The organism is Streptococcus mitis SK597 (genome assembly GCF_000148545.1).
GTDB lineage: Bacteria > Bacillota > Bacilli > Lactobacillales > Streptococcaceae > Streptococcus > Streptococcus mitis_C.
In genome coordinates this window covers 37605-50577 of the sequence record NZ_AEDV01000081.1, presented here as the reverse complement: position 1 = coordinate 50577, position 12973 = coordinate 37605, and the positions used below count along the sequence as shown (strand labels likewise).

General features: G+C 40.4%; 14 protein-coding genes and 1 riboswitch. Of the genes, 8 read left to right on the top strand and 6 right to left on the bottom strand.

Annotated features, from left to right (window positions below; translation table 11 throughout):
* On the bottom strand, positions 1–535 hold a 535-nt coding region (locus SMSK597_RS0103030; protein ID WP_000181707.1), incomplete at its 3' end, for a TetR/AcrR family transcriptional regulator.
* 132 nt (positions 536–667) lie between these two features.
* Between SMSK597_RS0103030 and SMSK597_RS10540 the strand changes: the two genes are divergently transcribed.
* Complete coding sequence (locus SMSK597_RS10540) at positions 668–1525, top strand: cation diffusion facilitator family transporter (protein WP_000645150.1); 858 nt, start codon at positions 668–670, stop codon at positions 1523–1525.
* A 61-nt stretch (positions 1526–1586) separates the two neighbouring features.
* On the opposite strand, the gene galR is transcribed toward SMSK597_RS10540, so the two are convergent.
* Positions 1587–2591 carry a DNA-binding transcriptional regulator GalR gene (galR, locus tag SMSK597_RS10535; protein WP_000212482.1) on the bottom strand — a complete coding sequence of 335 codons (1005 nt, stop codon included), beginning with the start codon at positions 2589–2591 and terminating at the stop codon, positions 1587–1589.
* Positions 2592–2755: 164 nt separating this feature from the next.
* Between galR and SMSK597_RS10530 the strand changes: the two genes are divergently transcribed.
* From SMSK597_RS10530 to SMSK597_RS10505, 7 genes are all read left to right on the top strand, one after another.
* Positions 2756–3934 carry a galactokinase gene (locus SMSK597_RS10530; RefSeq protein ID WP_000191963.1) on the top strand — a complete coding sequence of 393 codons (1179 nt, stop codon included), beginning with the start codon at positions 2756–2758 and terminating at the stop codon, positions 3932–3934.
* 18 nt (positions 3935–3952) lie between these two features.
* Positions 3953–5434 carry a UDP-glucose--hexose-1-phosphate uridylyltransferase gene (locus SMSK597_RS10525; protein ID WP_000177015.1) on the top strand — a complete coding sequence of 494 codons (1482 nt, stop codon included), beginning with the start codon at positions 3953–3955 and terminating at the stop codon, positions 5432–5434.
* Between the two features lie 69 nt (positions 5435–5503).
* Positions 5504–5908 carry a PaaI family thioesterase gene (locus tag SMSK597_RS10520; protein ID WP_000651221.1) on the top strand — a complete coding sequence of 135 codons (405 nt, stop codon included), beginning with the start codon at positions 5504–5506 and terminating at the stop codon, positions 5906–5908.
* Between the two features lie 156 nt (positions 5909–6064).
* Positions 6065–6919, top strand: a complete 855-nt coding sequence (locus tag SMSK597_RS10515) for a DNA adenine methylase (protein ID WP_004238417.1) — start codon at positions 6065–6067, stop codon at positions 6917–6919.
* A gap of 25 nt (positions 6920–6944) precedes the next feature.
* A complete protein-coding gene (locus SMSK597_RS10510) occupies positions 6945–7706 on the top strand; it encodes a DNA-methyltransferase (protein WP_004238415.1) in 762 nt (253 codons plus the stop codon).
* Entirely contained in the window at positions 7703–8326 is a 624-nt protein-coding gene (locus SMSK597_RS0103025) for a hypothetical protein (RefSeq protein WP_000715242.1), read from the top strand. The genes SMSK597_RS10510 and SMSK597_RS0103025 overlap by 4 nt, the downstream gene beginning before the upstream one ends.
* Positions 8327–8328: 2 nt before the next feature.
* Positions 8329–9234: a type II restriction endonuclease gene (locus SMSK597_RS10505; RefSeq protein WP_001049915.1), complete on the top strand. Its 906-nt coding sequence runs from the start codon at positions 8329–8331 to the stop codon at positions 9232–9234.
* A gap of 46 nt (positions 9235–9280) precedes the next feature.
* Here SMSK597_RS10505 and SMSK597_RS10500 read toward each other — a convergent pair whose 3' ends face one another.
* The 4 genes from SMSK597_RS10500 to SMSK597_RS10485 all read right to left on the bottom strand — a co-directional run bounded on the left by SMSK597_RS10500 (position 9281) and on the right by SMSK597_RS10485 (position 12801).
* On the bottom strand, positions 9281–10543 hold the full coding sequence (locus tag SMSK597_RS10500) for a nucleobase:cation symporter-2 family protein (protein ID WP_001194470.1): 1263 nt from the start codon (positions 10541–10543) through the stop codon (positions 9281–9283).
* Positions 10543–11124, bottom strand: a complete 582-nt coding sequence (locus SMSK597_RS10495; RefSeq protein WP_000770415.1) for a xanthine phosphoribosyltransferase — start codon at positions 11122–11124, stop codon at positions 10543–10545. Before SMSK597_RS10495 ends, SMSK597_RS10500 begins: the two co-directional genes overlap by 1 nt.
* Before the next feature lie 123 nt (positions 11125–11247).
* A riboswitch (purine riboswitch) is annotated at positions 11248–11343 on the bottom strand.
* A 232-nt stretch (positions 11344–11575) separates the two neighbouring features.
* Positions 11576–11962, bottom strand: coding sequence for a bleomycin resistance protein (locus SMSK597_RS10490; protein WP_000386229.1), 387 nt, complete (start codon positions 11960–11962; stop codon positions 11576–11578).
* A gap of 11 nt (positions 11963–11973) precedes the next feature.
* Positions 11974–12801 (bottom strand): exodeoxyribonuclease III, encoded by an 828-nt coding sequence (locus tag SMSK597_RS10485; RefSeq protein WP_000767442.1) that lies wholly within the window; start codon positions 12799–12801, stop codon positions 11974–11976.
* Between the last annotated feature and the right edge of the window lie 172 nt (positions 12802–12973).

Genomic DNA, 12973 nt, shown 5'->3' with positions numbered 1-12973 from the left:
AGTCTTTAGAAATGAGAAGGTCTAGATAAAACTGGACAACTTCCTGATTTGTGAAGTCTTGACCTTTTTTGAGCCACCAGGTCAATGTTTCGATAAAGTTGGTCACGACCAAGTGTTGGAGATAAGAAGCAGGTAGACTTGGGTGAGATTCTTTCAACTCATCAGCCAGCATGGGGTAGACGTGGTGTTCCAACTCTCTCTGGAGTTGGCGGAGGAAGTAGTCATTCTTGGAGAATAGTAAACTGGTGATATGGTCTTGATTTTTCTGAAAATGCAGAAAGAGGTGGGCGAGGTAATCTTCGGTTGAAATGGCTTGCTCTCTTTCAAAAAGATGATGGAATAGGTAGCGGCAAAGCTCGTCCAGAAGCAGCTCCTTGCTCTCATAGTGACAGTAAAAAGTAGAACGTCCCACATCTGCGAGATCAATAATATCCTGAACAGTAGTGGCCTCGTAGCCCTTAGTGTTCAAAAGTTGTAGAAAAGCTTGATAGATGGCTTTTTTTGTTTTACTGATACGGCGGTCAATGTTAGTCATATGGACACTTGAGGCAAATTGTTCAGAACTGAATAAAGCTGACCTTTTGCTTCTATCCTTTCTTTGAGTTTTAGTGGATAATGATAATGAACAAGATGTTCATAAATCTATTATAACAAAGGAATGAGAAATATGAAGGCAAAATATACTGTTTGGCTAGCTTTTTTCTTAAATTTGACTTATGCCATTGTCGAGTTTATCGCTGGTGGAGTGTTTGGGTCCAGTGCAGTTCTTGCTGACTCGGTGCATGACTTGGGAGATGCGATTGCTATTGGGATCTCAGCCTTTTTGGAAAGTATCTCCAATCGTGAAGAAGACAGCCACTATACCTTGGGCTACAAGCGTTTTAGCCTTTTAGGGGCCATGGTAACGGCTGTGATTCTTATGACAGGGTCCGTTTTGGTCATTTTGGAAAATATAGCGAAAATCTTTCATCCACAATCGGTCAATGATAAGGGGATTCTCTGGTTAGGAATTATTGCGATTACTATCAATGTGCTAGCGAGTCTCGTCATTCGCAAAGGACAAACCAAGAACGAATCCATTCTCAGCCTGCACTTTCTGGAAGATACCTTGGGTTGGGTGGCTGTCATCCTGATGGCCATTGTTCTTCGATTTACCGATTGGTATATCTTGGATCCGCTCTTGTCTCTTGCTATTTCCTTCTTTATTCTGTCAAAAGCCCTTCCACGTTTTTGGAGCACGCTCAAGATATTCCTCGATGCAGTGCCAGAAGGAGTAGATATCCAGAAGATCAAGACGGATTTAGCAGAATTGGACCATGTCGCTAGTGTCAATCAGCTTAATCTCTGGACTATGGATGGTTTGGAAAAAAATGCCATTGTCCATGTTTGTTTAAAAGAGATGGAGCATATGGAAACTTGTAAAGAATCTATTCGAATTTTCCTCAAAGATTGTGGCTTTCAAAATATTACCATTGAAGTTGATGCTGACCTAGAAAGTCACCAAGCACATAAGCGAAAGGTGTGAGTTGGAGCGGAATCATAGAGATTATTAGAGAAACAGCCTTGCTAGAGGTCGTTTTGTAATCCTAATCATTCCTTGTACTTTCTCTCAGAGTCAGTCTGGTTCCCAGCATGGTCAGGCTAGGTATTTTGCGACCGTGGAGTACTTCTTTGTTAAGAATATCCATACCTGCTCGGCCCATTTCTTCGGTATAGACGGTGATGCTGGAGAGGGGTGGATAGACCTGCTTGGTCAGGCTGGTGTCGTTAAAGGAAATAAGGCTGACGCGGTCTGGCAGAGTGATTCCAGCTTCTTGGAGGGCACGGAGGGCACCGATAGCTAAACTATCGCTAGCTGCAAAAAAGGCTGGTGGCAGTTGGTCTCCCAAACTCTGAATAGCCTCCTTCATCAAGTCATAGCCAGACTGGGCAGTAAAGCTTCCTTGAAAGACCAGTTCATCATGATAAATTCCCTTCGCTTGACTGTAGTTTCTGAAATTTTCCAGCCGCTTATCCTCAATGATTTCTTCTTGGTCTGTTGTTTCCTCAAGCCCTGTTAGAATCCCGATACGGTCCATCCCTTGACTGAGGAAATAATCGACAACCTGTTTCATGGCAGTGTAAAAGTCCGTAATAATGCAGGTATGTCCCAGGGAAAGTGTATCACTGTCTAGAAAGACCAGGGGTTTTTGGTATTCTTCAAAGGCAGAAATCTGAGCTCGGCTAAATTTTCCGATGCAGAGAATCCCAATCACTTCCTCGCTTAATGTAAAAGGATGGTCATTAAAATAGCGCAAGATATCATAGTCCAACTCTTGGGCTCTTTTTTCTATGCCTAGGCGAATCTGGTAGTAGTAGAGGTCGTCCAGTTCCCCTTGTTCGCTGACCCATTGGATAATGGCAATCTTTTGTTTGGGTTTGTGGGACTCGCCTGTCTTGAGGTGCTTGGTGTAACCCAACTCTTCAGCAACGGTTAAAATACGGTGTCTGGTTTCTTCTGTGACAGATAGGCTCTGGTCGCCGTTGAGGACACGGGATACAGTCGCGATAGAGACAGAGGCTAGCTGTGCAATGTCTTTTAAGGTAGCCATAAATCCTCCTTCTTTTATGTTAGTATATCATATTTTTCTGCCTTTTACCGATATTTTAGTAAAAGTTTAGTAAAAAGGATTGACCTTGGAAAATCCCTTGGATACAATAGAAGAAAACGATTACACGTTAAGGTGACTTAACGGACAGTAAAAGGAGAATTCATATGACACAACATCTTACTGCTGAAGCTCTTCGTAAAGACTTTCTTGCTGTTTTTGGTCAAGAAGCAGACCAAACTTTCTTCTCACCAGGTCGTATCAATTTGATTGGTGAACACACAGACTACAACGGTGGGCACGTTTTTCCTGCTGCTATTTCCTTGGGAACATATGGGGCAGCTCGCAAGCGTGAAGACCAAGTTTTGCGTTTCTACTCAGCTAACTTTGAGGACAAGGGAATTATCGAAGCGCCTCTCGCCGACCTCAAGTTTGAAAAAGAGCACAGCTGGACCAACTATCCAAAAGGGGTTCTTCATTTCTTGCAAGAAGCTGGACATGTGATTGACAAAGGTTTTGATTTTTATGTTTATGGGAATATCCCAAATGGTGCTGGATTATCTTCTTCAGCATCATTGGAACTCTTGACAGGGGTCGTGGCAGAGCATCTCTTTGATTTAAAATTAGAGCGTCTCGATTTGGTTAAAATCGGAAAACAAACAGAAAACAACTTTATCGGAGTCAACTCTGGTATCATGGACCAGTTTGCTATCGGTATGGGGGCTGACCAACGTGCAATTTACCTAGATACTAATACTTTAGAATATGATTTGGTACCACTTGATTTGAAGGACAATGTCGTTGTTATCATGAACACCAATAAACGTCGTGAACTAGCAGACTCTAAGTACAATGAACGCCGTGCTGAGTGTGAAAAAGCAGTGGAAGAATTGCAAGTTGCCTTAGATATTCAGACCTTGGGTGAATTGGATGAGTGGGCCTTTGACCAATATAGCTATCTGATTAAAGATGAAAATCGTTTGAAACGTGCTCGTCATGCAGTGCTTGAAAATAAACGTACCCTCAAAGCTCAAGCAGCCCTTCAAGCAGGAGATTTGGAAACATTTGGTCGTTTGATGAATGCGTCTCACGTTTCTCTTGAGCATGATTATGAAGTAACTGGCTTGGAATTGGATATCCTTGTTCACACAGCTTGGGCACAAGAAGGCGTTCTCGGTGCTCGTATGACAGGGGCAGGTTTTGGCGGATGTGCCATTGCCTTGGTTCAAAAAGATACTGTTGAGACCTTTAAGGAAGCTGTAGGCAAACACTACGAGGAAGTAGTTGGCTACGCTCCAAGCTTCTATATCGCTGAAGTTGCAGGTGGCACTCGCGTCCTTGACTAGTCAAAAGGAGGCTCTATAGTGACCTTAGTAGATAAATTTGTAACATATGTCATTTCTGAAAGTTCATATGAGGAAATGGATCGAATCTACCTGACTAATCGTGTTTTGGCACGAGTGGGAGACGGTGTTTTGGAAGTTGAGACCAATCTGGATAAAGTGATTGACCTCAAGGACCAGCTGGTTGAGGAAGCCGTTCGATTAGAGACGATTGAGGATAGTCAGACTGCGCGTGAAATCCTTGGTGCTGAACTGATGGACTTGGTGACCCCTTGTCCAAGTCAGGTCAATCGTGACTTTTGGGCAACCTACGCCCAATCTCCTGAGCAGGCGATTGCGGATTTCTACCAACTCAGTCAGAAGAATGACTACATCAAACTCAAGGCTATTGCTAAAAATATCGCTTATCGTGTTCCATCTGACTACGGAGAACTTGAAATTACCATCAATCTCTCTAAGCCTGAAAAGGATCCGAAGGAGATTGCGGCAGCTAAGTGGGTGCAAGCTAGCAATTATCCTCAGTGTCAGCTTTGTATAGAGAATGAAGGCTACCATGGTCGGGTCAACCACCCAGCTCGCAGCAATCACCGTATTATCCGCTTTGAAATGGCTGGTCAGGAGTGGGGCTTCCAGTATTCGCCCTATGCTTATTTTAATGAGCACTGTATTTTCTTAGATGGGCAGCATCGTCCCATGGCGATTAGCCGTCAGAGTTTTGAGCGTCTACTGGCTATTGTAGAGCAGTTTCCAGGATATTTTGCTGGCTCTAATGCCGACCTGCCGATTGTGGGGGGCTCTATTCTAACTCATGATCATTATCAGGGAGGCCGTCACGTATTTCCTATGGAATTGGCTCCCTTGCAAAAGACTTTCTCTTTTACTGGTTTTGAGCAGGTCAAGGCTGGAATTGTCAAGTGGCCCATGTCAGTGTTGCGTTTGACTTCGGATTCCAAAGAAGATTTGATCATCTTAGCTGACAAGATTTTGCAGGAATGGCGCCAGTATTCAGATCCAAGGGTGCAAGTCTTGGCAGAAAGTAATGGAACACCACACCATACCATTACACCGATTGCTCGTAAACGCGATGGACAGTTTGAGTTGGACTTGGTCTTGAGAGACAATCAGACTTCTGCAAAGCATCCTGATGGCATCTATCATCCCCACAAGGATGTCCAACATATCAAGAAGGAAAATATCGGCTTAATTGAGGTTATGGGTTTGGCTATCCTTCCACCACGTCTGAAAGAAGAAGTGGAGCAAGTCGCTAGCTATCTTGTAGGAGAAGCTGATGCAGTTGCCGATTATCATCAGGAATGGGCATACCAACTCAAAGTCCAACATCCAGACCTAACAGATAGAGAAAAAGCCCTTGAAATCGTCAAGGACTCTGTGGGGGCTATCTTTGCGCGTGTACTTGAGGATGCAGGAGTCTACAAGCAGACGGAACAAGGGCAGGCAGCCTTTATGCGCTTTGTGGAACAGGTCGGAATTTTACCAGACTAGGAGCTTTCTCCTTGCACAGTCCTATAAAAAGTAGTATCATAGTGTCGTTTGAAATATCAGGAGGAAACGATGAAAGATTTTCATTTTGACGCTATATCTGCCTTTGAAAATTACGAAATTGAACAAATGAGAGATGGTCACGTTGTGGTGACGACCAAAGTAGTAGACTCGTCGCTCAACTACTATGGCAATGCCCATGGTGGCTATCTCTTTACCCTTTGCGACCAGATCAGTGGTTTGGTGGTCATATCTCTGGGACTTGATGGAGTGACACTCCAATCTTCTATCAACTACCTCAAGGCAGGAAAACTTGATGATGTATTGACAATAAAAGGAGAATGTGTCCATCAAGGTCGCACAACTTGTGTCGTGGATGTCGATATCACTAATCAAGATGGCAGAAATGTCTGTAAAGCAACCTTTACCATGTTTGTCACAGGCCAACGGTCAGAAGACAGACAGGTAAGGATATAGAGAGTAATTTAATAGAGTGAGGTGAATTTTGGAATTTATAAAATTTGCCTTACTCATTTTTTGATATTGATATGATTTAATTCTAAAATAGAAAATTTAGTAATGTGGTAGAAAATACAAGAGTTGTGTTTTAATTTCTATGGTATAATTAAAAGCATGAAGATAAAAGAAATAAAGGAAGTTACTTTACAACCGTTCACGAAATGGACAGGTGGTAAAAGACAATTATTGCCTGTTATTAGAGAATTAATGCCTAAAACCTATAACAGGTATTTCGAACCTTTTGTTGGAGGTGGAGCTTTATTTTTTGATTTAGCTCCTAAAGATGCAGTTATTAATGATTTTAACGCTGAACTAATAAATTGCTATCAACAAATTAAGGACAATCCTCAAGAATTGATTGAAATTTTGAAAGTTCATCAGGAATATAATTCAAAAGAATATTATTTAGATTTACGTTCTGCTGATCGTGATGAAAGAATAGATATGATGTCTGAAGTACAAAGGGCAGCACGTATACTCTATATGTTGAGAGTAGACTTTAATGGTTTATATCGTGTGAATTCTAAGAATCAGTTTAATGTACCTTATGGTCGTTATAAAAATCCTAAAATTGTTGATGAGAATTTGGTATCTGCTATTTCAACTTATCTGAATAATAATCAAATAGAAATTAAAAAAGGAGATTTTGAAAAGGCTGTTTTGGATGTTCAACCAGGGGATTTTGTATATTTTGATCCCCCGTATATTCCATTGTCAGAGACAAGTGCCTTTACTTCCTACACTCATGAGGGGTTTTCATATGATGATCAAGTAAGATTAAGAGATACCTTTAAGAAATTGAGTGATGCAGGGGCTTATGTCATGTTGTCAAACTCCTCTAGTTTTTTGGTAGAGGAGTTGTATCGAGATTTTAATATCCATTATGTTGAAGCTACCCGAACTAATGGAGCAAAATCTTCGAGTCGAGGAAAAATTTCTGAAATTATAGTCACAAATTATGAAAAATAACGAATATAAGTATGGAGGTGTTTTAATGACAAAACCATACTATAATAAAGATAAAATGATTCTTGTTCATGCAGATACGTTTAAGTTATTATCGAAAATGAAACCAGAAAGCATGGACATGATCTTTGCTGATCCTCCATATTTTTTGAGTAACGGTGGTATATCAAATTCTGGGGGACAGGTTGTATCTGTAGATAAAGGTGACTGGGATAAGATTTCTTCCTTTGAGGAAAAGCACGAATTCAATCGTAAATGGATTCGTTTAGCAAAAGAAGTTTTGAAGCCTAATGGGACTATTTGGATTTCAGGGAGTTTGCACAACATATACTCAGTTGGAATGGCATTAGAGCAAGAAGGTTTTAAAATTCTAAATAACATTACTTGGCAGAAAACAAACCCTGCCCCCAATTTATCTTGTCGTTATTTTACCCATTCTACTGAAACCATTTTATGGGCCAGAAAAAATGATAAAAAAGCTCGTCATTACTACAATTATGATTTGATGAAAGAGCTAAATGATGGTAAGCAAATGAAAGATGTTTGGACAGGTGCTTTGACGAAAAAAGCTGAGAAATGGGCTGGCAAGCATCCAACACAAAAACCAGAATATTTATTGGAACGTATAATTTTGGCTTCTACTAAAGAAGGGGATTACATTTTAGACCCGTTTGTAGGAAGTGGAACAACTGGAGTAGTTGCTAAGCGATTAGGTAGAAGATTTATAGGTATTGATGCTGAAAAAGAATATTTGAAAATTGCAAGGAAGAGGTTGGAATATACAGAATGAAAAAAGGTGGCATTGGAGGAGCAAATACTAAAACAGGTTTAGCTTTTGAAATACAAACGGATTTCCCTACATTTTTGGCTAGTCAAGATGGCTACAGTATTGAGAATATTGACTATGATACTAAAAGGACGGAACAAGGAGGAAATACGAAAATCATCAAAGGAACTAAATTGCGTTCGAAACCTTTTAGATGGAGTGTAAAATTTTTAGGAGACGAAGTTGGACAGATTTTCCAAAAAACTGGTCTCTATCGCTACTTTGATGAAATTGATGGATTTGATTATACAAAAATTATATCAGCTCAATTACTACCTGATGAAGCAATTTTTGTAGTAAGTAAAAATACAGTTTATATAGTTGAGAAAAAGACACAGAGTAAAGGTGGCAGCGTTGACGAAAAGTTACAAACATGTGATTTTAAATTAAAACAATACAAAAAACTATTTTCTCCATTAAATAAGGAAGTCAGTTATTCATATCTATTAGATAAAGATTGGTTTAAAAATCCACGATATAAAGATACTTTAGATTATATTATTAGTGTTGGATGTAAATATTATTTTAATTATATTCCGTTAGATGCGATTGGCTTACCATTACCTAAACAAGAGGACAATTAACTATGAATTTAAAAAATTATTTAATAAAAACTCCACAAGAAAGGTTAATGATTTTCTTAGAATCATTATCAATTACCAACAGAACTCCTGAATATTATGTAAATTGGGAGAAAGTTGATCGTGAGACAAAGAAGTATGAACTAGAGTTGAACACTTTAAACTACTTAATTGGTAAAGATGATATTTACATAGAAGCTCTTGACTTGTTCACTAAACAACCTAATTTATTAAAAGCAATTCCTAGTCTGATTGCAAGTCGTGATAATGTTTTAGATATTCTGACAATAGATAATGACGATAATATGTCTTTTGAGCAATTGGATTTCAAAACGATAGACGCTAGCAGAATAGATGATTACATAAAATTTATTGAGAAATCTGGTTTATTGAAGTTTTTACAACAACACGCTAATCGTTCATTAGTTGATTATGTTTATGGAGTGGAGACTGGATTAGATAGCAATGCACGAAAAAACCGAAGTGGGACAACCATGGAGGGAATTTTAGAGAGACACGTAGCAAAAATTTCTCAGGAACAAAAATTGGATTGGAAAGCTCAAGCTACAGCCCAATATATTAAAGACAAGTGGGGGATTAAAGTACCTGTCGATAAGTCTGAAAGAAGATTTGATGTTGCAGTTTATTCCCGAGAAAAACATAAGGTTTGGTTGATTGAAACGAATTACTATGGCGGAGGAGGAAGTAAATTAAAAGCGGTTGCTGGAGAGTTTACTGAACTCAGTGAATTTGTTGTTACTTCAGATGACGATGTTGAATTTGTTTGGGTTACTGATGGTCAAGGATGGAAAACAGCACACTTACCATTAGCAGAAGCATTTAGTCATATTACGAACATATTTAATTTAGAGATGTTAAGAGAAGGATTTTTAGCTGATTTATTTTTATAATGATTGCTCATTAGCTACACAAAAAAGAGGCTCGCACCTCTTTTTCTTATTTCTTTTTATGATTTAATACGGCATTGAGGACAATGGCGAGGAGGCTGGCTACGACGATTCCGTTTGAGAAGAACATTTGGAAGGCTGTCGGCATGCTGATAAAGAGATTACTGTTATTGAGTCCGACACCTGCAGCGATTGATACAGCTGCAATAAGGAAGTTGTGTTCATTGTTAGCAAAGTCAACACGGGCGAGGATTTGCATCCCTTGAATAGACACAAAACCAAACATTACCAGCATGGCACCACCGAGGACAGGGCTTGGAATGATTTGAGCAAGGGCACCAAACTTAGGAAGGAGTCCAAGGAGAACCAGGAAACCAGCTGCGTAGTAGATTGGTAGGCGAGTTTTGATACCTGATAATTTAACCAAACCAACGTTTTGTGAAAATCCTGTGTAAGGGAAGGTGTTAAAGATTCCTCCAAGAAGTACGGCCAAACCTTCTGCGCGGTAACCGTTGCGAAGGCGCGTGCTGTCGATCGGATCTTTTGTGATATCAGACAAGGCCAGATAAACACCAGTAGACTCAACCATAGACACCGTTGCGATGATACACATCATGACAATAGATGAGATTTCAAAGGTTGGCATCCCAAAGTAGAGTGGAGTTGGGACATGGACAAGTGGTGCTGCCGCAACTGGAGAGAAGTCAACTAAGCCCATGCTAGCAGCAATGGCAGTTCCAACAACCAGACCAATCAAAATAGAGATAGACTTGATAAATCCTTTGGTAAAGATGTTAATCAAGAGGATAATCAGAACAGTGATAGCTGCAAGCAAGAGACTTTGACCAGTTGGCTCTGGAACGTTATTTCCCATATTTCCAATAGCGACAGGAATCAAGGTTAAACCAATAGTGGTAATAACAGATCCTGTTACGATAGATGGGAAGAGATTGGCCACTTTTGAGAAGATGCCTGAAACAAAAACAACGTAAATCCCTGATGCGATAAGGGCACCAAACATAGCGCCACTACCATGGCTTTGTCCAATCATAATCAAGGGAGCGACCGATTGGAAGGCAACTCCAAGAACGACTGGGAGTCCAATCCCAAAGTATTTGTTGAGTTGGAGTTGGAGGAAGGTTGCCACCCCACACATGAAGATATCTGTAGAAATCAGGTAGGTTAACTGTTCAGCTGAATAGCCAAGGGCTGTCGCAATCATGATGGGAACCAGGATGGATCCTGAGTACATGGCTAGTAAGTGCTGCAAGCCAAGAACGGCTGCTTGCGAGTGTTTTTCTTGAGTTTGCATTAGAGATCTGCCTCCTTAAATACGACCTGACCATTTTCAAAACGATCCAAACGAGCAAGTGATAGTACAGGGTAGCCTGCTTTTTCAAGCAAATCACGGCCATCTTGGAAGGATTTTTCAATCACAATACCGATAGCTTCGACTGTGGCACCAGCTTGTTCAATGATTTGAATCAAGCCTTTGGCAGCTTGGCCATTAGCAAGGAAATCGTCGATAATCAAGACCTTGTCCTCTGGTGAGAGGAATTTTCCAGCGATAGAAACGGTGCTGGTTACCTGCTTGGTAAAGGAGTAAACTTCGGCAGTTAAGATACCTTCGTTCATAGTGATGTTTTTTGCTTTTTTGGCGAAAATCATGGGAACGTTTAAGGCTTCAGCTGTAAAAACGGCTGGGGCAATACCTGACGCTTCAATGGTTACGACCTTGGTAATACCAGCAGAAGCAAATTTTTCCGCAAAGACCTTACCGATTTCTCGCATCAGGCTAAAGTCAACTTGGTGGGTTAAAAAGGAATCCACCTTGAGGATGTTGTCACCCAAGATATGCCCATCCTTGAGGATGCGCTCTTCTAATAATTTCATAAGACCTCCTAAAGTCTAAAAGATGCTTCATTTGCTTGTCTAGAGTTTCTAGTATGTAATAGAAAAAGGACTTACTTGATCTCTAAGTAAGTCCCCAAAATAGGCATGGCAAAAACGACCATACCTCACTTCTGACTTACTTATTGTTAGGTGTTCCGGCACCTTGTAGAAACATCGTGCCAATTCACGACATAAACAAGTAAAACGATATTCAATTTTAAATAGGCTTGAGCCAATGTTTTTATTTTACACTAAATAACTTTAAAAATCAAATATTTTGTTAGTATTTTGGTTTTAAAAACGAACAAATATAATAAAAGTGGGCAAGAATTAACTTATTGGCTAACATTTAGAAGTTTTTCCATCATAAAAGGGCATATTATTAGGTTTTTAAACACCTGACAATATGCCTCTTTCTAACTTTAAAGACTTTTTCCCAATCTTTATTATTCTACTCGCTAAATCTTAAAAAATAGCCATCTGGATCCAAAATCGCAAATTCATGGGGATATATAAAGCTATCTCCTACTCGAAATTCTCTTTTTGTCAGGGGACGATAGATAGGATAGTCAGCTTCCAGCAGTTTTTGGTGGAGCTGAGGAACATCTTCAATGCCAAAGGAAATATTGACACCGCGCCCGAAAGGATAGTTCAGCTGAGCTAATTCTCCTGCGCCGCCTTCTTCTAGCATAAGTTGACAGTCTTCAAGCGAGAGGAAGAGAAATTTCTCCTCGGGGCGCTCGTATTCGACAGAGAATCCCAGCAAGTCGCAGTAGAAGTGGCGTGACTTTTCGAGGTCAGATACTACAAATTCAGGAATGACAGCTTGATAGTCCATTAGCTTTCTCCTTAGAGCTCAATCTCCATGACAATGGGTGTGTGGTCTTGACGCGCACCTGAGTCGATCATATCAGACTTAGTCACATTGTCAGCGATGCGGTTACTTGTGAGCCAGTAGTCGATTCTCCAGCCAGTATTGTTGATTTTAGAAGTCTTGCTGCGTTGTGCCCACCAAGTGTAGCGTTCTGGAGCATCGCCGTGAATGTGGCGGAAGGTATCCGTAAATCCAGTTGCCAAAAGGTTGGTAAATCCAGCACGTTCCTCGTCGGTAAATCCAGGTGAACGGCGGTTGCTAGCAGGATTTGCAAGGTCGATTTCATTGTGGGCTACGTTGTAGTCACCGGTTGCAAGGACTGGTTTTTGTTTGTCCAACTCCGCTAAATACTCAGCATATTTGACATCCCAGACTTGACGTTCTTCCAAGCGTTTGAGTCCATCTCCAGCATTTGGTGTGTAAACTTGGGTAACGAAAAATTTATCAAATTCTAGAGTGATGATACGACCTTCCAAGTCCATGGTAGAAGGGGCACCGATTTCTGGGAAAGTGACAGTGGGTGAGAGTTCTTTCTTATAGAGGAACATGGTTCCAGCATAGCCTTTCCGGGCAGGTTCTTGTGAAGAGCGCCACGTGTTTGCGTAGCCTGGGAAGAGTTCTTCTAAAATCTCCAAGTGTTTCTTTGTAGGCCCCTTGGCAGAAAGCTTGGTTTCTTGGATAGCAATGATATCAGCATTTTCAGCGACCAAGGTTTGTAGGACTTCTTGGGACAATTTGGCACGAGCTGAGTCACTAGTTAGGGCAGCATTGAGGGAATCAATATTCCATGAGATAAGTTTCATAAAGTTACCTTTTTCATTCAGATTATAGATTTTATTATACCAAAAAAAGGTCTATTTCCCCAATGTATGGTTTGAAAAATCACTCTTTAAACTTTATCCTGAGAAAATAAAAATCCCCTAAACTATTTAGAAAAAAATCTAAATAGTTCTTGTGTTTAGAATAGAAAGGTGT